The sequence below is a fragment of the Microbispora sitophila genome (assembly GCF_014892245.1).
GTDB lineage: Bacteria > Actinomycetota > Actinomycetes > Streptosporangiales > Streptosporangiaceae > Microbispora > Microbispora siamensis.
The window spans coordinates 29,960-48,187 of record NZ_JADBGC010000028.1 but is presented as its reverse complement, the minus strand read 5'-3'; the positions used below and the strand labels follow the sequence as shown (position 1 = coordinate 48,187).

Annotated in this window: 13 protein-coding genes and 1 pseudogene; 3 read left to right on the top strand and 11 right to left on the bottom strand. The window is 65.3% G+C overall.

Annotated elements, in window-relative coordinates; genetic code table 11:
* Positions 1-135 precede the first annotated feature (135 nt).
* Positions 136-402 carry a transposase gene (locus IL992_RS49140; protein WP_404804814.1) on the bottom strand — a complete coding sequence of 89 codons (267 nt, stop codon included), beginning with the start codon at positions 400-402 and terminating at the stop codon, positions 136-138.
* A gap of 120 nt (positions 403-522) precedes the next feature.
* Entirely contained in the window at positions 523-2,055 is a 1,533-nt protein-coding gene (locus IL992_RS37435) for an IS1182 family transposase (RefSeq protein ID WP_193208049.1), read from the bottom strand.
* Positions 2,056-2,193: 138 nt separating this feature from the next.
* Here IL992_RS37435 and IL992_RS37430 point away from each other — a divergent pair, with 138 nt between their 5' ends.
* The gene (locus IL992_RS37430; RefSeq protein WP_193208048.1) at positions 2,194-2,361 is read left to right on the top strand and encodes a hypothetical protein; all 168 of its coding nucleotides are present in this window, start codon (positions 2,194-2,196) and stop codon (positions 2,359-2,361) included.
* Positions 2,362-3,143: 782 nt separating this feature from the next.
* Here IL992_RS37430 and IL992_RS37425 read toward each other — a convergent pair.
* Positions 3,144-3,782, bottom strand: coding sequence for a hypothetical protein (locus tag IL992_RS37425; protein ID WP_193208047.1), 639 nt, complete (start codon positions 3,780-3,782; stop codon positions 3,144-3,146).
* 503 nt (positions 3,783-4,285) lie between these two features.
* The gene (locus IL992_RS37420) at positions 4,286-5,023 is read right to left on the bottom strand and encodes a hypothetical protein (protein WP_193208046.1); all 738 of its coding nucleotides are present in this window, start codon (positions 5,021-5,023) and stop codon (positions 4,286-4,288) included.
* Positions 5,024-5,929: 906 nt separating this feature from the next.
* On the opposite strand from IL992_RS37420, the gene IL992_RS37415 reads away from it, so the two are divergent.
* Complete coding sequence (locus IL992_RS37415) at positions 5,930-6,580, top strand: 4-phosphopantoate--beta-alanine ligase (protein ID WP_226874523.1); 651 nt, start codon at positions 5,930-5,932, stop codon at positions 6,578-6,580.
* A gap of 781 nt (positions 6,581-7,361) precedes the next feature.
* Here IL992_RS37415 and IL992_RS37410 read toward each other — a convergent pair.
* Both IL992_RS37410 and IL992_RS37405 read right to left on the bottom strand, forming a co-directional pair.
* Positions 7,362-8,198 (bottom strand): ISL3 family transposase, encoded by an 837-nt coding sequence (locus IL992_RS37410; RefSeq protein WP_226874522.1) that lies wholly within the window; start codon positions 8,196-8,198, stop codon positions 7,362-7,364.
* 1,689 nt (positions 8,199-9,887) lie between these two features.
* Positions 9,888-12,707, bottom strand: a complete 2,820-nt coding sequence (locus IL992_RS37405; RefSeq protein ID WP_193208044.1) for a helix-turn-helix transcriptional regulator — start codon at positions 12,705-12,707, stop codon at positions 9,888-9,890.
* A 688-nt stretch (positions 12,708-13,395) separates the two neighbouring features.
* Between IL992_RS37405 and IL992_RS37400 the strand changes: the two genes are divergently transcribed.
* A complete protein-coding gene (locus IL992_RS37400) occupies positions 13,396-14,913 on the top strand; it encodes a trypsin-like serine peptidase (protein WP_193208043.1) in 1,518 nt (505 codons plus the stop codon).
* A gap of 11 nt (positions 14,914-14,924) precedes the next feature.
* Here the strand turns inward: IL992_RS37400 and IL992_RS49135 are convergent, their stop codons facing one another.
* From IL992_RS49135 to IL992_RS37380, 5 genes and pseudogenes are all read right to left on the bottom strand, one after another.
* Positions 14,925-15,284: an integrase core domain-containing protein gene (locus tag IL992_RS49135; protein WP_193208042.1), complete on the bottom strand. Its 360-nt coding sequence runs from the start codon at positions 15,282-15,284 to the stop codon at positions 14,925-14,927.
* On the bottom strand, positions 15,235-15,720 hold the full coding sequence (locus IL992_RS37390) for a DDE-type integrase/transposase/recombinase (RefSeq protein WP_264295169.1): 486 nt from the start codon (positions 15,718-15,720) through the stop codon (positions 15,235-15,237). The genes IL992_RS49135 and IL992_RS37390 overlap by 50 nt, the downstream gene beginning before the upstream one ends.
* A pseudogene (locus IL992_RS47980) lies at positions 15,694-15,780 on the bottom strand (IS3 family transposase); the annotation flags it as partial. The pseudogene IL992_RS47980 and the gene IL992_RS37390, both read right to left, overlap by 27 nt.
* 12 nt (positions 15,781-15,792) lie before the next feature.
* Positions 15,793-15,993, bottom strand: coding sequence for a hypothetical protein (locus tag IL992_RS37385; protein ID WP_193208040.1), 201 nt, complete (start codon positions 15,991-15,993; stop codon positions 15,793-15,795).
* 270 nt (positions 15,994-16,263) lie between these two features.
* A complete protein-coding gene (locus IL992_RS37380; RefSeq protein WP_193208039.1) occupies positions 16,264-17,898 on the bottom strand; it encodes a flavin-containing monooxygenase in 1,635 nt (544 codons plus the stop codon).
* Positions 17,899-18,228: the final 330 nt, after the last annotated feature.

Genomic DNA, 18,228 nt, shown 5'->3' with positions numbered 1-18,228 from the left:
CGACCCAGGGCGTGGTCGTCGGGCTCGGTCCGCACCCCGCCCGGCGGCTGTTTTGCGCGGCCCCGTCGCGGCGGGCGCCGGCTGCGTGCTGGTGGGCCCGGCAGATGGTGGAGTCCACGCTGACTTCCCAGGTGATCAGTCCGGCCGCATCAGATCGCGCCTGCAACCGTGACAGCAGGCTGGCCCAGATACCTGCGCGTTGCCAGCGGTGGAACAGCCGTAGACCGTCTGCCAGGCTCCATAGGTGACGGGCATGTCCCGCCACGGGGCACCGGTACGCACCCGCCAGCGGATCCCGTCGATCAACCGCCGTCGGCACCCGGCCGGACGCCCCGTCTCCGCCACCGGCAGCAACGGTTCCAGTACCGCCCACTGCGCATCCGTTAAACCTCCACGCCCCACGTCGGAAGATCATCCCGACGGACAGCCTCGCTTGGAGCCAACTTCTGAAACACGCCTTAGAAGGCCGCTGAAGATCTTGTCTCGATGACGACCGGTGCTTGTGGTCGGCTCGTGGTCCGCTCAGGTGAGTTTGGGAGCCAGTGTCCAGGCGTTGCCGGTTCGGGTGAGTCCGAGGTTGATCAGGGTTCGCAAGTTGAGGGCGGCGGCGCGGGTGTGGAGCCAGGCGTTGTTCTTGATGGTGCCGATGTACCGTAATCGCCGGTTTCCTCGTGCGACGATCCAGGCGATGGCGCGTTCGACGGGAGGCCGCCAGCGCTGGTAGTCGTTCTGCCAGGCCGTGTCGGTGGCGGCCCGCCGGCGGGCAGCGGCAAGCTCGTCGTGGTGCGGGCGAATGGTGAGGATGCGCCCGGCTTTGGCTTTGGTGCAGCGCGAGCGCAGGGGGCATCCGGCGCACTGGCCGGTGAACAACGCCTTGCGCTGCTGGTTTTGGCCCGAGGGCGCCGACAGCGGGACCTGGTGCCCGGCCGGGCAGGTCACGGTGCTGCCTGCGGTGTCGATGGCGAAGTCGTCCAGGTCGAATCCGCCGGGCACGGCCTGGCGCAGCGGTGCGGGTTTGATCACGGCACGATGCCCGGCGTCGGTGAGCGCTTGGCGGCAGGGCCCGGTGGAGTAGGCGGAATCGCCGAAGACCTGCACGGGGCTGGTCTCTTCGGCGAGCAGGTCCACAGCGAGGGCGGCCTCGTGATGGGCGGCACCGGATCCGGGCCGTAACGCCACGGCGGTGAACAGGCCGGTCTCGGGTTCGACCGCCACGTGGGCCTTGAATCGAGTGGAGACGACCCGGTCGGGGACGGCGCGCTGGGCGATGCGCCAGCGCCCGTCCCGGCCGTCGGAGTCGTCGGCCGGTTCCACATCCTGGCCGGCGACCAGGGCGAGCAGGCCCACGGCGGTGGCCGCCTGCTCGCCCAAGGGCTGGGCGGGCAGGCCGGCCAGCAGCCGGATGGCGTCGGTGACCAGAGCGTCCACCAGCGCCGCCCGGACCTGCTCGTCATCCCAGGCGATACGCGGCTTGCCCGGATCGCCGTAGTCATGAGCGGTGCAACACTGGGCGGCGACTTGGGCGGCACCGGGCACGTGACGGATCGTCCGCCGGATCGCGGCGATCAATTGGGTGACGGTGTCCTGGGTGGCGACCGCGTCGTCGAGCACCGCCGAATCCAGCGCCCGCCGCTGCCTGCCGTTGAGTACCCCGGTCGCCGCAACCATCTCACCGACGGCCTCAAACAGGCGGTTCGGCCTGCTGGAGCGGGCCAGCCGCCGCCGGAAGTAGGTCAGCAGCGTCGGATCGAAGGCGGTGTCATACAGTCCCAGTCCGCAGGCCGCCTTCCAGCGCAGGTCACACCGCAACGCTTGCACGGTGTCGGCGTCCGACAGCCCGTGCAGCGTCTGCAGCACCACCGCAGCCGCCAGGACCTGCGGAGGCATGCTCGGCCGCCCGTTGCGCGAGGGATACATGTCCGCGAACAGCCCTGCGGGAAACAGCGCTTGCCGATGCTCGCCCAAGAACGCGAAGACGCTGCCTGCCGGGATCAGCTCCCGGCAGGTCTGCCACACATCCGGACCGACCAACTCCCCAGCCCACTCACCCTGCACTCAAACCACGGTGGCCTCATGCCAGAAAGAACGAGGCCAGAACGCAAGATCTTCAGTGGCCTTCTAGGCAACTGTTACCTTAACTAAGCTGAACTTGATAATGCACCCTCCGTCATTTGGATTCAGCCACTTCTCGGTGTGACTCTCATTCATCTGCTGAAGGGCGGCGGCGTCGAACGGGCCGAAGGTCTTGTTGATGTGGCAAATTTCGTCATCTGGGCTTGTCGCGTCCCGGTCGTTGATTATGGCCCCCACCCTGATCCTGTCGCCGGGGAAGGCTTTGAGAATTATTATGTTGTTGTGTAGTTTCCATCCCAGGTTGGGGCACGACTCGTCTGTGGAGGCGCACAGGGGTGTGTCGCGCCAACCGTAGGTGGTTCCCTCATGGACCCCCTTGAGGCAATCCTCAGCGCCAAGGAGGTCTCCCCAGGTGATTTCGCATGATGAGGACCGCTCGCCCAGGTTGCGCGTCTGGCGCTGTGTAACGGTGTTTGCCGAGGTGACAGCAGCGGCTGCCAGGGTGCCGTAGACCTCCGCCCAGCCGCAGGCCCACAGTTCGCAGTCGTCGATCTGGGTCGGGGTGTATTACTCGAAGACGACCCTGATGAAGAATGGGCTCGCGGCGGAGGCCGGGGTCGGAGCGGTGAGAATGCCCACGAGCGCGGCGACGGCCGCAGCGACGCCTGCGAGCTTCCGCTTCAGATTACTTCTCATCATGTTTGGACTCCAATCTAGGTTCGGTGCCGATCGCGGTTGTGGCCAGACCATGGCACATTCGTCGCATGCGGATCTTTCTCCGCCTCCGCTATGCGCTCAGAGCTCTTGCATGTCGCGCAGTTCTTGTGATAGTTCGCCGGGCTGCCGGGCGCGATGGTCATTGCCCTTGGGGCGAGAACCGGGCAAGGTCCGGCAAAGTGGAAGTTTGTCCGATTGGGTGGGCCAGGGGCGAGCCTGCGGGTACAGGGTCGTCTGTCATGACGGCCAATCTGCCCGCTGACTGAAACGGATATCGTGCTTCTACACCTGTCCCTACCAGCACCATCAGGATGAAAACGGCCGAAGGATCCAGGCTGAGCGGCGCCGTATTGCTACACAGTGCCGATCTTTCTGAGGCTGAACTCCATGATGCAGCCGCCATCGTTGTTGGCCCACATGCCCTCCGCGCGATGCTGAGCCAACTGGGCCGGCGCACTGGACTCGAATGGCCCATGGGTTCTGTTCACATAGCAGATGGGGTCGCTGGCACTCAGCTCGTCATAGTCCCTGAGACGAATCGCCACGCGAATCTTGTCTCCAGGGAAGACCTTGAGGATGATTCTGTTGTTGTTCTTCTTGAAGATGCTCTTGTCGCAGGCCTTCTCCGTGGTTGAGCTGCATAGGAGGGTGTCGGCCCACTTGTATTCGGTTCCGTCGTGAACACGCTTGACGCACTCACCCTTTGTATCGGATGTCCAGGGAACTCCCGGATAGGTGCTACACGAAGGCCAAGGACCGGACTCCTGCCAGCGGGCAAGGTTGCGCACCTCGCCCGAACTTGTGTTCGCGGGGGTTGGGCGGTACGTCTCGAAGGTGACCTCGACCAGGAATCCCGTAGTCATGGCCGAGGCCGTGGACGGGAGGGCGAGAACGCCGAGGCCTATGACGGCCCCGGCCAGCTTCAGCTTCCATCTCACTTTCATCGTCAACCCCCCCTCGATAACTTGATGGTCTGCAACGGAATCGGTCAATGGAGATCGGGTACGTCCGAACTGCTTCAGGTCTCAAGTTCTGGCGCACCTGGGCCGGGTTCCCCTGGCGGGTCCATGAATTGGGCCACGCACCCAAGCCTCTTTTATGGGAAACTGAACGATCGCCGAGCGTGAGCGCGGCAGAACTATCGTGCGTCGCGCGGTTCTAGTGATACTCGGCCGGCTGTCGGTTGCGATGGTCATTGCCCTTGAGGCGAGAACCGGGTTGGTGATCCAAACGCCTCGCGTCGGCCCGACCGGGTTCGGTTCCGACCGAGCGCGATCGTTTGAGCGCCTCCGGCGAAGCCTCCGGGCGCCGCAGGGGAATTGTGCCGATCCACCAAGCTGTGGCCCGCGCGCAGCGGTTCCCACATCCCCCGGGCACAACGCTTCGCCGGCGTAAACGGCCCGCGAGTAGGAATCGGACCGAGAGTCGATCACAAGAGATCATCCGGTGCAGTCAGGCTCAGAGCCAGCCAACGGATGGGAGTGAAGGGTCGAGGCTAGGACAACGTACCGTACGTCGTGACGGAGATCTCGACATCGCACAGAGCGTCGCCCCGGTGAGACCAGTCATGCTCTGTGTGCCACTCGTTCAGATTCTGAAGCTCGGCGTCTTTGTACGGCCCGTATGTCTTGTTTATCGTGCAGATCGGGTCGTTGGGGCTGGTCTCGTCGTAGTCCTTAAGGTTAGTGTCGATATTGATCTTCTCATCGGGGAAGACCTTCAGGATCATGTAGTTCATGCCCTTTGCGTAGCACCACCATGGATACGGCTTGTCGTAACCGCCGGTGCACAGTGGAGTGTCGGCCCAGTTGTACTTGACGCCGTCGTCCACGCCCTTCATGCACCTGGTGGTGTGCAGGGTCTTGTCCGGTATCTTTCCCGACAGTTCCGTCATCTGCCCCCAGGCGACCCCGCTGATATTCAGGTCCATCTCGCACTCGTCCCACGGCGTTTTTTCGTCAAACAAGGCGCCCAGGTATCGGGTATTCCATGAGTCGGCAGTGCCCTGCGCATTGATTTTCCGCGCCCGGATGTATCCGTAGATCTCCAGGTGATCGCATGACACCGAATCCGACGGAGTGGGGCAGTCGTGGATATCGTACGGCTTGTACGTCTCGTAGGTGACTTTTATGAGATATCCCTTAGCCGTGGCCGTGGCCGTGGACGGGAGGGCGAGAACGCCGGCGCCCATGACGGCGGCGGTCAGCTTCAGCCACCATTTACCTTTCATCATCAACTCCACCTCGCTGATCTGCGACAGAATCGGTCGCTGGAAATTCGAGTGATTTTGACCGGTTAAGTCCGGTCGAGGGAATCGTCATTCCCCACCTGTTCCAGAGGTGGGGGTGCATACGCTACGGGACCGGGTTCATCCCCCGACCTAGCGCGATCCCGGCGAGGTCCCACAAACCCTTTAAGATCTGTTGAGCCACTCGGCCGGAGCCTGTCGGCATGGCGAGGCGGGATTGTGGCCACACCCACCGTGCCGGTACGGCCAGTTTCGGTCCCCGGCAACAACTAAGACATGGGCAAAACCCCTAGAAGGCACCCGAAACTCCACGCCACCGCGTTCATCCTGCCCCCAGCTTCTGGTCTCCAGAAGGATCGGTACAGATCCTGGCGGCAGGGCGGGAGGCGCTTCCGTTTCAGCAGCTCAGCCCGTACATCCGATCATCGGTGAGGCGGTTGAAACTGGGGAGCCGTCTTAGGGGTTCCCCCTGATATCGCACGGGCTCTTCTATGCAATGGTCACATCATCGATGTGTAGCGCCGTCACGAAAAGGCAACGACCTGGTCCGCTCCGGCCCGGCGGCCACCTCGCCCAGGCCGATACCCCGGCCCGGGCGCTGAGAATGCGCCCCTTCACCATCGCCGGGCAACGGCCGGGCTGCTGGTCGGAGCCTGGCGCCGCCCGAGCTCTGACCGATCCGACCATCAGCGCCCGCAGGCCGGCGGTCCAGCACAACGAGCTGCCGTCGAAAGCGGTTGCCCCCGCCGCGTCACCGCGACCAGGGGCCCTCGCAACCCTCGTCCACCTACACAGGAGACGCCAAGTAAAGATCTTGCGCACGATAACCGAGCTTCGCGCCGAGCTCAAGCAGCACACCGACGCAGGTTCCACCGTTGGATTCGTGCCACGATGGGGGCCTTCCACGAAGGGCACACGTCGCTGATGCGCGCGGCACGTCAGCAGCACGACGTCGTGGTGGTGTCGCTGTTCGTCAACCCCTCGCAGTTTCCCGACCACGCGGTGTTCGACCGCTACCCCCGAGACGAGCGGCGCGACGCCGCCATGGCAGAGGCCGAGGGCGTGGACGTGTTGTTCGCGCCCTTGGTGGAAGAGATCTATCCCAAGGGCTTCGCCACCGTAGTCTCCGTCGAGGGCGAGCTGGCCGAGACACTGCTGAAGACGAAGCTGAGCATGGACGGGCAGCTCACGGGCATGTGCACAATCATCGTCAAGCTGCTCAACATCGTGCAGCCGACGACGGTGTTCTTCGGCGAGAAGGATTTGCCGCACTGGATCGCGGTGGAGCGGATGGCGGCTGATCTCAACCTCCCCGCTGAGATCGTTGTGCTTCTCACCGTGCGTGAATGCGACAGCCTTGCGATGTCCAGCCGCAACGTCCATCTCGGCGAGCACAGGGAGCGGGCCGGCTGCGTACCCAGGGCGCTGCAGGCGCCCTGGACACCGTCAGCTCGGGTATGCGCGATCCCCAACTGGCCCGTGACCGCGCGCTGGCCGAACTCCCCGTTGACCATGTCGAGGTCGACTACGTCGAGATCCTAAACGCCCACACTCTTCGCGCCATCACTGATCTCAGTGAACCCGCCGTCATCGCGATCGGCGCCCGCGTCGGCGGAGTCCCCCGCTCGACATCGCCCGCACCCACCCTCCGGCGACCCCCACGGTCGCCTGACTCGGCCCCGCCGCTCTCTCCCAAACAAACAGCAGGAGCACCGATGTCCACTGTCCACATATCGACTTCCCCAGACCGACGGCGGCGCCGAGGGCAAACCCCTGGCCATCGCCGATATCGCGACGAAGAAGGCTGCAGATACAACTGCGGGTTGAACAACTGCCGATATAACTCGTTCAACGGCAGGCCACGCCTGCCGCGCTCACGCAGGACACCCAGCACCGTTTCGGCGCTCTGCATTACGCATACCTCCCGACCCTGAGTGTCCGACCACCTGGCCCCCTTCGCCCTGCGTCCGGCTCTCCCGGACTCCTTGGCCGGTCGTGACTCCGGCGACTACTACGGGGCCTCCGTCGCCATAGGACTCGCGTCCCGTAGGCGATCCCATGTTCGTCCTGGCCGTACGTGACAGGGTGACGTAGGCGACCTACTCATCTCCTTCAATGCCCTCACTGGGCATCGCTCCGCGCTCGGAAGGTGCCCAGGTCATGGCACTAAACCCGAGCAGAGCGCGGCGTCGGCTTCGGGCGTCGATTTCCGACGGATGCGACCTTCCATCAACTGGAGATTGGGATTCAGGCAATCCAGCTTTCGCCATATCACGCGGGTCCCGCGACGCGCCGCCTCCAACGCCTGAGCACGGCTGCCGCTTCAATGACATGCTGCTGTCCCCTTCACCTTTCGGATCCAGGTAAGCCATCGGACCCAGGAACCTCCTTCCAATTCCTCCCGGGCTGAGCCGGGGATACGACCAGGCGCCTCATGGCGCACTGCCATCGGTCGGGCGACCTGGACCGCCTGCGGGGCACCGCGGCTGGCGCCGTCGGCATAGCACCCGGCCCTGTCCCGGCAGATGACCTCCACCCCGGGCCGGTCGCGCAGCCAGGCGGCCAGCGCATCGGATGAGCGTTCGGGCAGCACGTCGACCGGCCGGCTGGCGGTGATGTCGATCAGAATCGTCCCGTATGTGCGGCCGCGGCGCAGGGCGAAGTCATCCACGCCCAGCACCTGGGGCCCGTCGGTGGGTGCGGGGTCGGGCAGGGATCGGATCATCCGGATCAGCGTCATCCGGTTCACCGCGGCGGCCAGACGGTGGGTGAGCCGGGCACCGGCCCGACCGCCCAGAGCCAGGGCGATCGTCTGCAGCAGCGTGCGGAGCGGGACGCTGTAGCGGCCGTAGCGGACGGTCAGCCCGGGCACCTGCTCGGCGAAAGGCTTCGCATCGCAGTCGTCGTTGCCGCACCGGAGCCGCCGTACCCGCAGGTGAAGCACCATCTCCTGGCCGACGACCACGGTGTCGCACACCCGCCGCTCATAGCTGCTGTGCACGCGCTGGGAAACCGTCCCGCACCGCGAGCACGCCGCCTGCGAGGAGCCGGTCCTGGCCCGGATCCGGATCGACCTGCCTGACCGATACACCTGGTCAATCTGCAGGCAGGCCAGGTGGGGGAGAGGATCGCGAGCAACTCCGAGACCGTCACCCAGCATGATCAGCGACGCCCTGCAGTCGCGCGCTGGAAGATCACAGAATTAGTGCCAGAGCCAGAATTCGAGTGTCGTTGACATCAAGACGTCCTGATGCGGCACACCGATATGCGAGGAGCGGCGGGGCCGAGGAAGGGGAGTGTCCATCGCCGACGCCGCCCTCGTTTGCTGCCGCCAGGGCAACGAGAACCGAGACCGGGCCCAATTCGCCGGGTAAGAGATTCGGGTGGACCCCAATCTTGTTCCCTAAGTTTTGCGGTGACCGACCCCTAGAGTTCGTCCGTGATATCGCCGGTGACCTGGTCGGATTGTGCTGAGTCGGGACTGACAGGTCATTGCGCGAGATGCAAACGTTACGTTTGCCCCGTAGACGTATGTGCCGTTGGCCACAGAGATGTCCAGCGGAATCAGATATTCAAAGGAGAGTTCGTGGCTATGAAGCTATGGGGCGGGCGTACGGTTGGCCTCATGACGGTTGTTGCAGTGGCCGGAGCGATTCTCGCCGTCGGTGGATCCGCCACGGCCTCGTCGGCAAACGACACCGTCTACTACGCCTGTGTCAACAAGAAGACGCGGTACATGCGTATGGTCAACATGACTGCGAAGTGCCGCTCTTCGGAGACCAAGGTCTCCTGGAACAAGCAGGCCCCAGCGGGCCCCCCTGGGGCCAATGGGCCTCAGGGGCCTCAAGGGCCCAAGGGGCCGAAGGGCGACCCTGGACCGGCCGGACCAAAGGGTGAAAAGGGCGACTCCGGCCTACGCGAGATTCAGGTTGTTTCAAAGGCATTCGACTTCCCTGGTGGTGTCGTGGATCTGCCCTGCCCTGCGGGTATGTTCGCGATGGGCGGCGGCTTCACTATCGCAAGCAGCAAACCGCCGGCTAGGGTGACCGCGAGTCTTCCAATCCGGGAAAACGGCAAGCCGGTTGGCTGGCGAGTCATAGCGGAGGATGCCTCGGGAGGTATGTACGCAATCTGCGTAAGCGGGTCGTAATGCTGACGTTAGCCTCGATCTTTCGTGTAGATCCGGTGGTTGGCTGAGCGGTTCGGCTGGAGTGTGATTTCGGGGTCGTGGTCAGCCTGGTCGCCCGGCTGTCGCGCTGGCTGGGCGGGGTTCCACGGGCCCCGCGGGGGTGTCCTTCCTGGTCGTCGGGGCGGGTTGGTGCTGGTCAGGTCGGGGCCGGGAGCGCCTGAAGCCGGGTGATAGCGGTGACCAGTTGGCCGGCCCAGGGCCAGGATGCGGCGATGCGCAGGGGAGGCGACGCCTGGCGGCACTGGGACCTCGCGCACCGGGCCGCCTCCGCTCTCGGCCCTGCTCATCACAACCCTCTGACGATGTTCGGCCAGGCCAACGTCGCCATCTACGGCGTCGCGATAGAGGTGGAGACAGGGCGGTCCAGCGCGGCGATCGACCGGGCCAAGGCCATCACCGTCTCCGCCATCCCCTCGACGAATCGGCGGGCCCAGCACCTGCTGGACGTGATCACGCCTGATGCGGAGGGGGAGTGGAGCTTCTGGTTCCCCTGGCCCGAACGGATCGCCCTCGTCACGAACGTCACCGAGGCCGCCGACCGCATCGAGCGTGTGGGCCGAGGTCGACCGTTAGCCGGAGCACACCCGTATGGTGTCGCACGGTGCATGTCGCGGCGCTCCCAAGGACTTGCAGCGCAAATCATCCGCTGGTGTCCGCGGTTCACCGGCCGGGGAGTTTGGCCAGTATGGCGCCGAGCTCGTTCCTGCGTCGCACCCTTAGTTTCTGGTAGGTGTTGGAGAGATGGACCTCTACGGTCTTCACCGTGATGTAGAGGCGTTGGGCGATCTGGCGGTTTGTCAGGCCGGTCGCGGCCAGCCCGGCGACGCGCGCCTCGCTGGGGGTGAGTGCTTCAAGGCCGGTCAGATACGAGCGGCGGGGGCGGGCGCCCAGGGCGCGCAATTCGTCTCGCACGGACGTGACCAGGGGGTCGGCGCCGCAGCGTTGGGCGAGGTCCATGCCCTCCTGCAGAAGTGAGCGCGCTGCGGCTGGTTGTCCTTGACGGCGGCGGCAGGCGCTGAGGTCGACCAGGGCGTATGCGAGCTCGAGCCGTGCAGGGGACGGGCGGAGCACCTCGACGCTTCGTTCCAGCAGTGTCACCGCGTCGGGCATCGGGCTGACCAGGCCGGCCACTCGCAGCGCGTGGCCGATCGCGTACGGCGCACCCCAGCGCTCGGCCAGTTCGAGTTCTTCGTGCGCGTACGCCTGTGCCGCCGCGGTGTCGCCCAGTGCGTGGAGGCACAGTGCGGCCTGCGAGCGCCAGGCCACGAGCGCGGGGTTGCCGCCGTTGTAGGCGGCGAACCGTTCTCCTGTTTGGACGGCCGCCTCCAGCGCCGCCTCGTACCTGCCCTGACCGGCCAAGATCCTGGCCTGGACGTGCAGGCACGGGTAGAGGATTCCGTCCTGCAGCAGCGATGGGGGAAGGCTGACCTGCGTGATGACCGCTGACGCGTCATCTATCCGGCCCTTTTCGAGCAAGACCTCGGCCAGCAGGCCCCGCGCGAGCGGGAGCACGACCCCCATCGGCGTGATGTGGTGCAGCTCGATCACTTCGCGGAGGTCGTTCTCGGCCTCGGCCAGCTCGCCCATGCGCAGCCAGCCCATCCCCCGATAAGTGAGCGCCACGCCGAGTGTCACCGTTGACCCCTGCCTGCGTGCCTCGGTGACCAGCTCGCCGTAGGCGTCCATGCCCTCGCGGAGGTCGCCGATCAGCAGAGTGAGATAGCCGGGGACGCTCGCGGACGCTCCGCTGGTCGTGGCGGCCAACATTTGCGGATGGGCCAGCGCTTCGCGGGCGCGATCCAGCCCGCGGGGGTCTCCGGCGAAGCTCTCGTGACCGGCGATCATGGACTCGAGGAGCGCTGCGTTGATCGTGCTGGAGGGGGGTAGCCGGCGCAGCCTCGCCACCCGCTGGCAGACGTGCTCGAAACCGACGACGACCAGGGGGACGTCCAGCAGGATCGCTTCCAGGCCGCGCCGCAGGTCATCGCAGTTCTCGGGAAGGTCTGCGATGACCTTGATCAGCTCCTCGGTCATCTCCTCGGCCAGCCCCACCCACAGTTTCGCGAGCCCCACCAGGGCGACGAACTCCGCGACCTGGACCGGGTCATCGACCAGCCGCAGAGCGACGGCAAGATGATCCAGTCCTGCTTCCACATCGACAAGAACATCCACTCCGATGGTGTCCTTGAGTGTCTCCAGCCGTTCCTCCAGTGTCATCTCTGCGGTAAGGGCATGGGCCAGGTAGGCGTGGGCGGACTCCGGTGCGCCATTGGCCAGCGCCTCCATTCCGGCTTTCCGCAGCATGCTCACGTGCTCACCGGTGAGATTCGGGACGCGCAGAAGATGGCTCGCCGTTTCCTCCGCCCGATGACCTTCCCGCGTCAGGAGCGCCGCGGAAGCCAGATGGCATCGGACCCGTTCGCTCGGGTCCATCTGCTCGTACACGGCCGAGCGGACCAGCGGATGCAGGAACTCGGCGACGGCCTCTTCCTCACCAGCCCTGCGAAGGATCTGCGCGCTCGCCAGTTCGTTCAACGCCCGGTCCGCCTGCGCCAGCGCCGTGACCGCGGCGACATGGCGCGGGTCGGCGTGCCGGCCGAGCACGGCCACAGCCTCGGCGACGCGCCGGGCAGCCGGCGACAGCCGCCGCAGCTCGACCGAAACGCGCCTGGCCACCGCCTTGGTTCCGATGTCACGGAGTTGGACGTCGTCGACCTCGATCGCGCTGTCGTCTCGTTCCGAGGCGAGAGCGCGGGCCACCTCTTTCACGAGGAGAGGGTTCCCGGCTGCGGCGGTGTGGCAGGCCGACAAGAGGGTGGGCTTGGGGCTTTCCCCGAGAATTTCCGCCAAGACGACGCCGACGGCTTGCGGGCTGAGTGGCTTGGGCTGCAGGATCCGGCATTCCGGATGCGTCAGGACGAGGTCCAGCAAGTCCATCGCGGCGGACGGGTCGGACGGGCGGGTCGCGGCGGCGATGAAAAGCGGCATGTCGTACAGCCGCTGCTGGAGGTAAGCCAGGAAGCGTAACGACGGCTCGTCCGCCCAGTGTAGGTCGTCGACCACCAGCAGAACGGGCCTTTCCTGGCAGACGTTGGCGGTGAGCCAGAACAGGCTGTGGAGGAGGCTCATCTCGCTTTGCTGCTCGCCGTCGGCCGCTGCCAAGAGGCGCCCGGCGGCGGCGGCCGCACCCGACAGCCATCGCTCGCGTTCGTCCGCGCCGGCTCTTCTCAGCGAGCTCTCGAACAGTTGCCGGACCAGGCCGAACGCGTATCCACGCTCGAGGTGCGCCCCTCGCGCGGACAGCACCCGCATGCCGTCGGCGGCCGCCATCGAACGGGCTTCCTCGAGCAGCCGTGTCTTGCCGATCCCCGCAGCGCCCACCACTATGACGCAGGCACCGGCCCTCTCAAGAGCAGAGGCTATCCCGGCGGATATCGCCGCGGTCTCGTCCTCACGTTCTACCAGCAGGTCTCGCAGCACCCTGCAATCTTCACCTGTCCCCACCGATGGTGGCCATGGATAAGCCGGCTCTGGCGCAAAGTCCGCCGCCTGCCCGGGTTGACGGCCGGTCAGGTTCTCTGCGTACACCGACAGCAGCGCCAGCACCGCCGGCGACAGCCCCGAAGGCCATCAGCGGATACCGCCGGCGAAGTCGCCGTCGGTGAGCAACCCTTCCACGCGAGGTTCGTGGTGATCGCAGGTTGGCGTTGACCCCCTTTGCTGATGATCACGCTTCGGTTGCAGCGATCACGATCTGAGGGTTCTCCTTCCGTACCTCGCTGACTCCATATTGCGATCCATGGTCGTGTTCCGGCGGGCGGCATGGCAGACCGTGCGGACAACGAGACTCCGTCGGACGATTGATGCGGTAACCGGCTTTCTACGCTCTTGTTGCATATACCGCCCTGCAGCGCCGTACTCGAACGAGACGTGACCTGCGAACCGGCAGCGGGCCGTCTGAGTTATCCGAGGACTACGTCAGCCGTGGAATCAAGAAGTATCGTACGAGTTGCCGCGTTAGGGTATGACCCTAAAGATTTTCGGCCACCATCCCTAAAGTAGTCCGAAATCATAATTCCTGCCCGCTCGTCCGTTAGCCTTCCTCTGCCTGTTCATTTTCTGACGGTTGGGGCGCAAGTGACGCCTCACGACAGACCAGGGAGAAAAAATGAAACGCACCCTTGCTCTGGGCGGGATCGCGGCCGGCCTGCTGGCCTCCGCCGCTGTCGCCGCCCCCGCGGCGCAGGCCGACTCGGTACCGGCCGTGAACCTCGCGGAGACCAACTTCGCTGCCAAGCAGGTGGCGGCGTTCTGGTACGGCCAGAACAAGGCGAACCTGATCAATGCCACGCCGTATGGCGTTGAGACCACGCTTGCCACCAAGCACGTCTCGACGGGTGGCGCATCCGCCGATGACAAGCCCGGTGTCGTCGGGTCCAGCGGCGATCAGAAGGCCGCGACCGGCACCTCGAAGAACATCAACCTGCCCCGCACCACGGGCAAGGTGTTCTTTCTCGGCGCCGATCACAAGCCGCACTGGTGTTCGGCCACCTCGGTCCAGGGCTACTACAAGAACCTGGTGGCGACCGCCGGTCACTGCGTCTACGACACCGTCAGCAACAAGGCCACCCTCGACAAGTGGGTCTTCATCCCCGGCTACTACCAGGGCAAGACCCCGTGGGGGATCTACGTGGGCAAGACCGCCTACACCCACTATGACTTCGACAACTACGAAGACGGCGACCGCGACTACGCGTTCGTCACCGTCTACAACGGTGTCCAGGTCACCGGCGTGGCCGTCGAAAAGGTCAAGAACTGGGTCGACAACAAGGTATTCGAGACCAAGGCCGAGGCGGAGAAGGCCCGCCACGACCTCGAGTTCAAGACCACGGGCTGGGCCGGCGAGATCGTCCCCGTCAAGGACGACCAGCACCTGGCGACGGACAAGAAGGAGTCCTACAAGAAGTTCGTCCCCTACGACGACGCTTTCGTCACCTTCTCGGAGATCAGCTCCCAGAACAAGCTCGAGGAGCTGATCCGTGAGACCAGCACGCAGTGGACGAACAAGACACACACCGCCGGCATCGTTATCACCCGGATCAGCCGGGACGAGTACGGCAACAACTTGGCGGACTACTACTGGTCGCAGGACAAGAAGACCTTTTACGTTAAGTACGACAACGGCTTCTACAAGGCCACCTTCTGGCTGCTTTACGACCTCGACTTCAAGCTGAAGGGCAAGATCGTCGACATCGCTCTGAAGGACGTCGGCACCCTCGGCAGCAATGTCGGTGGCCAGGGCCTGGCCTACAACCAGAAGGTCGGCAATCCGGTCTTCGTTTTCGGCTACCCGAGCGGGTCGCACCCGGACGGCAACTACGCCTTCACCGGTAAGACCCTCAAGTGGGCCTACGGCAAGACCTTCAAGGCGGCCGCCCCGGCCGTCAAGGCCGAAGAACTCGTCGGCGTCAAGAGCTCCTTCACCGGTGAGGGCTCCCTCGGTTCCTCCTGGCTGTACCGCTACAGCAACACCAAGCGCCTCGGCTACCTCAACGGTGTGACCATCGGCGTCTCCGACACCGATGGCAACAAGCGCATCGACACCAGCGTCTCCCCGTACTTCGATGGTGAGACCCTGGCCGTCTACAAGGTCGCCGAGAAGATGTGGTCCGGCAAGATCGTCTGACCCCTGGCCGATCACCTGAAGTAAGGAAGGGCCCGGCACCTACCCGGGCCCTTTCTCATCGTCCCTATGAAGTTTCTGATCAGCCCGGCCAGATCCTGATTGCGGGTTGACCTGTGGGTCTTCGCCGAATCAAGCGGTCCGGGTTGTGTGGAGGCTCTACAGGCTGACTCCAGCCACCGGTTGGGGCTGGTATTGAGCGTAGTGGTTGGTCTCGTGTTCGGTCGGCGGGATATGCCGATCGCGGTGTGCAGGCGCTGGTGGTTGAACCAGTCGACCCATTCGGCGGTGGCCGGCTCGACGTCGGATAGGCCTTTCCAGGGCTTACGGGGTTTGATCAGCTCGGTCTTGTGCAGGCCGATCTGGGATTCCATCAGTGTGTTGTCGAGGGCGTCGCCACGGTGCCGATGGAGGCGTCGATGCCCGCCTCCAGCAGGTGGCGGTGAAGGCGAAGGAGGTGTACTGGCTGCCGGCGTCGCTGTGATGGCCCCGCCCCGGCCCGGCCGGGTGGCCGGCCCGGTCGCGCCGCCACAGCCGCGTGTCCAGGGCGTCCAAGACGAGCTTGGCCCGCTTGGTGGTGGCAGCCGACCAGCCGACGATCGCCCTGGAGTACACATCGACGACGAACGCGACGTACACCACGCCGGCCCGGGTCATCACACAGGTGAAGTCGGCGACCCAGCGCTGCTCGGGGTGGGTGGCGGTGAAGTCCAGCCGCAGCAGGTCGGCGGCACGTTCATGGCCGTCCTCGCGCACCGTGGTACGGATCGTCTTGCCGCGGCGGGCGCCATGCAGGCCGAGCTCGCGCATCAGCCGGGCGACGGTGCAGCGCGCCACCTCGATCCCTTCACGGTGCAGCTGCCGCCAGACTTTGCGGACCCCCTAGACGCCGTAGTTGTCGGCGTGGACCCGGCTGATGTGCTCTTTGAGCTGTTCATCTCGCAGGGCGCGGGCGCTGGGCCGCCTGCTCTTGGCGGCGTAGTAGGTGCTGGTTGCGATCTTCAGCCCGTGCGCGGTCAGCACACGGCAGATGGGCTCGACCCCGAACACCCGATGGAAGGCCGCCTTGAACGCCTTCGCCATCACCTTCGAAGGCCGCCTGACCCCAACCGCCCGATAGAACCACTCGAGTTCACCGTTGATTGGACAGACCCTGTGGGCGGGTGGTTTCGCACCGAGTGCACAGCAGCTATGAACGACGGCTGTGTGACACGGCGGTCGACGGCCAGGAGGGTGACGTGCCCTTCGGGTGGTGTAACTCCAAGCTGCTGAAGCAACTCCCGGGCATGGGACGAGCCGTCGTGTGACGTGCCGCACAAGGTGCCCGTTCTCGGTGCCTAGCGGCCCCTGCTTTCATCGGGGCGTACGGATGAAACCCTCATAGCCGCGGGCGACGACGTCGTCGCACATGGCGCGGTAATTGCCCACACCGCCCACATAGGGCATGAGAGCTCGTGGCTTGCCAGGAATGTTCGCGCCGACGTACCAGGTGTCTGGCTTGACGTACAGCGTGTGCCGCGCCACCTCGGCGGCGTGTTTCATCCAGGCGGTCTCGGCTCGCGGATCGGCCTCGATGGTCGCGGAGGCGCCGCAGCCACGTCGCAGGTCGCTGAGGCAGGCGGCGATCCACTCCACGTGCTGCTCGATCGAGACCATCATGTTGCTGAGCACCGACGGGCTGCCGGGACCGGTGACGGTGAACATGTTGGGGAATCCGGCGCTCATCAGACCCAGGTAGCTACTGGGCCCGGCCACCCATTTGTCCTTCAGAGTCAATCCGTCCCGCCCCCGGATCTCCATGGACAGCAGAGTCCCCGTGATGGCGTCGTAGCCGGTCGCGAAGACGATGACGTCGGCGTCGAAGGTGCCTCCCCGGGTGCGGATTCCGGTCGGGATGATCTCCTCGATCGGGTTCCTGCGAAGGTCCACCAGCGTGACGTTCGGCCGGTTGTACGTCGCGTAGTAACCGGTATCCACGCACAGGCGCTTGATGCCGATGGGATGACCGGTGGGGAGCAGAAGTTCGACCGTCCCCGGGTCGTCGACGATTCCCCGGATCTTGTCTCGTACGAAATCGGCCGCGAACTGATTGGCCTGCTCGGACAAGAGCAGGTCGTTGAAGCTGGCCAGGAATCCGATCCCGCCGTGCGCCCATCTGTGCTCGAATTCGGCGAGGCGCTCTTCCGGACTCGCATCCAGAGCCGAGCGCTGTCCGTACTCGATGAGGAACCCGCCATGGGATGTCCGCGCCTGCCGCGTGAGAGCGTCGCGGTTGTCCTTGAACCAGCGCTGCCGCGCCGGGTCCAGCGGCCCGTTCGCGGCGGGAGCGCTGAAGTTGGGCGTCCTCTGGAACACGGTCAGGTGCGCCACCTGCCCGGCGATGGCCGGGATCACCTGGATGGCGGACGAGCCCGTGCCCACCACCGCCACCCGCTTGTCGGCGAGGTCCACGCCCTCGTGCGGCCAGCGACCCGTGTGGTACCAGCGGCCGCGGAAGGTGTCCAGGCCCGGCAGGTCCGGCACGTTGGCCGACGAAAGGCAGCCGACGGCCGTGATGAGGAACCTCGCTCGCATCACCTCGCCGCCGTCCGTCGAGACCACCCAGTGCCCGGCGTCCTCGTCGAAGGTCGCGCCGGTCACCCGCGTGCGGAACCGGATGTCCTCGCGAAGCCCCAACCGGTCGGCCACGTAGCGGGCGTAGCGCAAGATCTCCGGCTGGGCCGCGTAGCGCTCGCTCCAGTTCCATTCCTCGGTGAGCTGAGGAGAAAAGGAATAGGCGTACTCGACACTCTCCACGTCGCAGCGTGCCCCGGGATAGCGGTTCCAGTACCAGGTCCCGCCGACGTCTCCTCCCGACTCCAGGACGACGGTCCTGTAGCCGTCGGCACGCAGCCGGTGGAGCATGTACATCCCAGCGAAGCCGGCGCCGACGACGAGCGCGTCGAACTCGGCCGCGGCTTCTTCCGGCAGCGAGGACGTAACGGACATCAGGCGGCCTCCAGTGCATGACAGGGCGGAAACGGCCCTGATGATGGCAGGCAGAGGTCCTCGGTGATCAGAGCAATCGTTGCTTGTTTTCGGGCTGTGGGTGTCAAGCCGGGTCGCCGGGGCCTGGGGGTGCCGGGCGAAACTTTGGGGATCCGCTACGGGATGACCACGATGCCCTCAGGCCGACGGCCATTCCACCCTGGGTCAGGACTCTCATCGCGGGGTTCTCCCGCCGACGTCGAAGGCGGGGCGGTAGGAGATCTTCAGGCGCGGAATCGGAGCGGTGACCGTGTGCGTGCGGGAGCGCGATGTCGTCGGATCATGGCGTTT

What these genes read in the sequence shown, in the direction of transcription:
- IL992_RS37420 (WP_193208046.1), bottom strand. Translation starts at nt 5,023, where the DNA reads ATGATGAAAGGTAAATGGTGGCTGAAGCTGACCGCCGCCGTCATGGGC.
- IL992_RS37415 (WP_226874523.1), top strand. Translation starts at nt 5,930, where the DNA reads ATGGGGGCCTTCCACGAAGGGCACACGTCGCTGATGCGCGCGGCACGT.
- IL992_RS37410 (WP_226874522.1), bottom strand. Translation starts at nt 8,198, where the DNA reads ATGCTGGGTGACGGTCTCGGAGTTGCTCGCGATCCTCTCCCCCACCTG.
- IL992_RS37400 (WP_193208043.1), top strand. Translation starts at nt 13,396, where the DNA reads ATGAAACGCACCCTTGCTCTGGGCGGGATCGCGGCCGGCCTGCTGGCC.
- IL992_RS49135 (WP_193208042.1), bottom strand. Translation starts at nt 15,284, where the DNA reads ATGGAATCCCAGATCGGCCTGCACAAGACCGAGCTGATCAAACCCCGT.
- IL992_RS37390 (WP_264295169.1), bottom strand. Translation starts at nt 15,720, where the DNA reads ATGCGCGAGCTCGGCCTGCATGGCGCCCGCCGCGGCAAGACGATCCGT.
- IL992_RS37385 (WP_193208040.1), bottom strand. Translation starts at nt 15,993, where the DNA reads ATGGCGAAGGCGTTCAAGGCGGCCTTCCATCGGGTGTTCGGGGTCGAG.
- IL992_RS37380 (WP_193208039.1), bottom strand. Translation starts at nt 17,898, where the DNA reads ATGTCCGTTACGTCCTCGCTGCCGGAAGAAGCCGCGGCCGAGTTCGAC.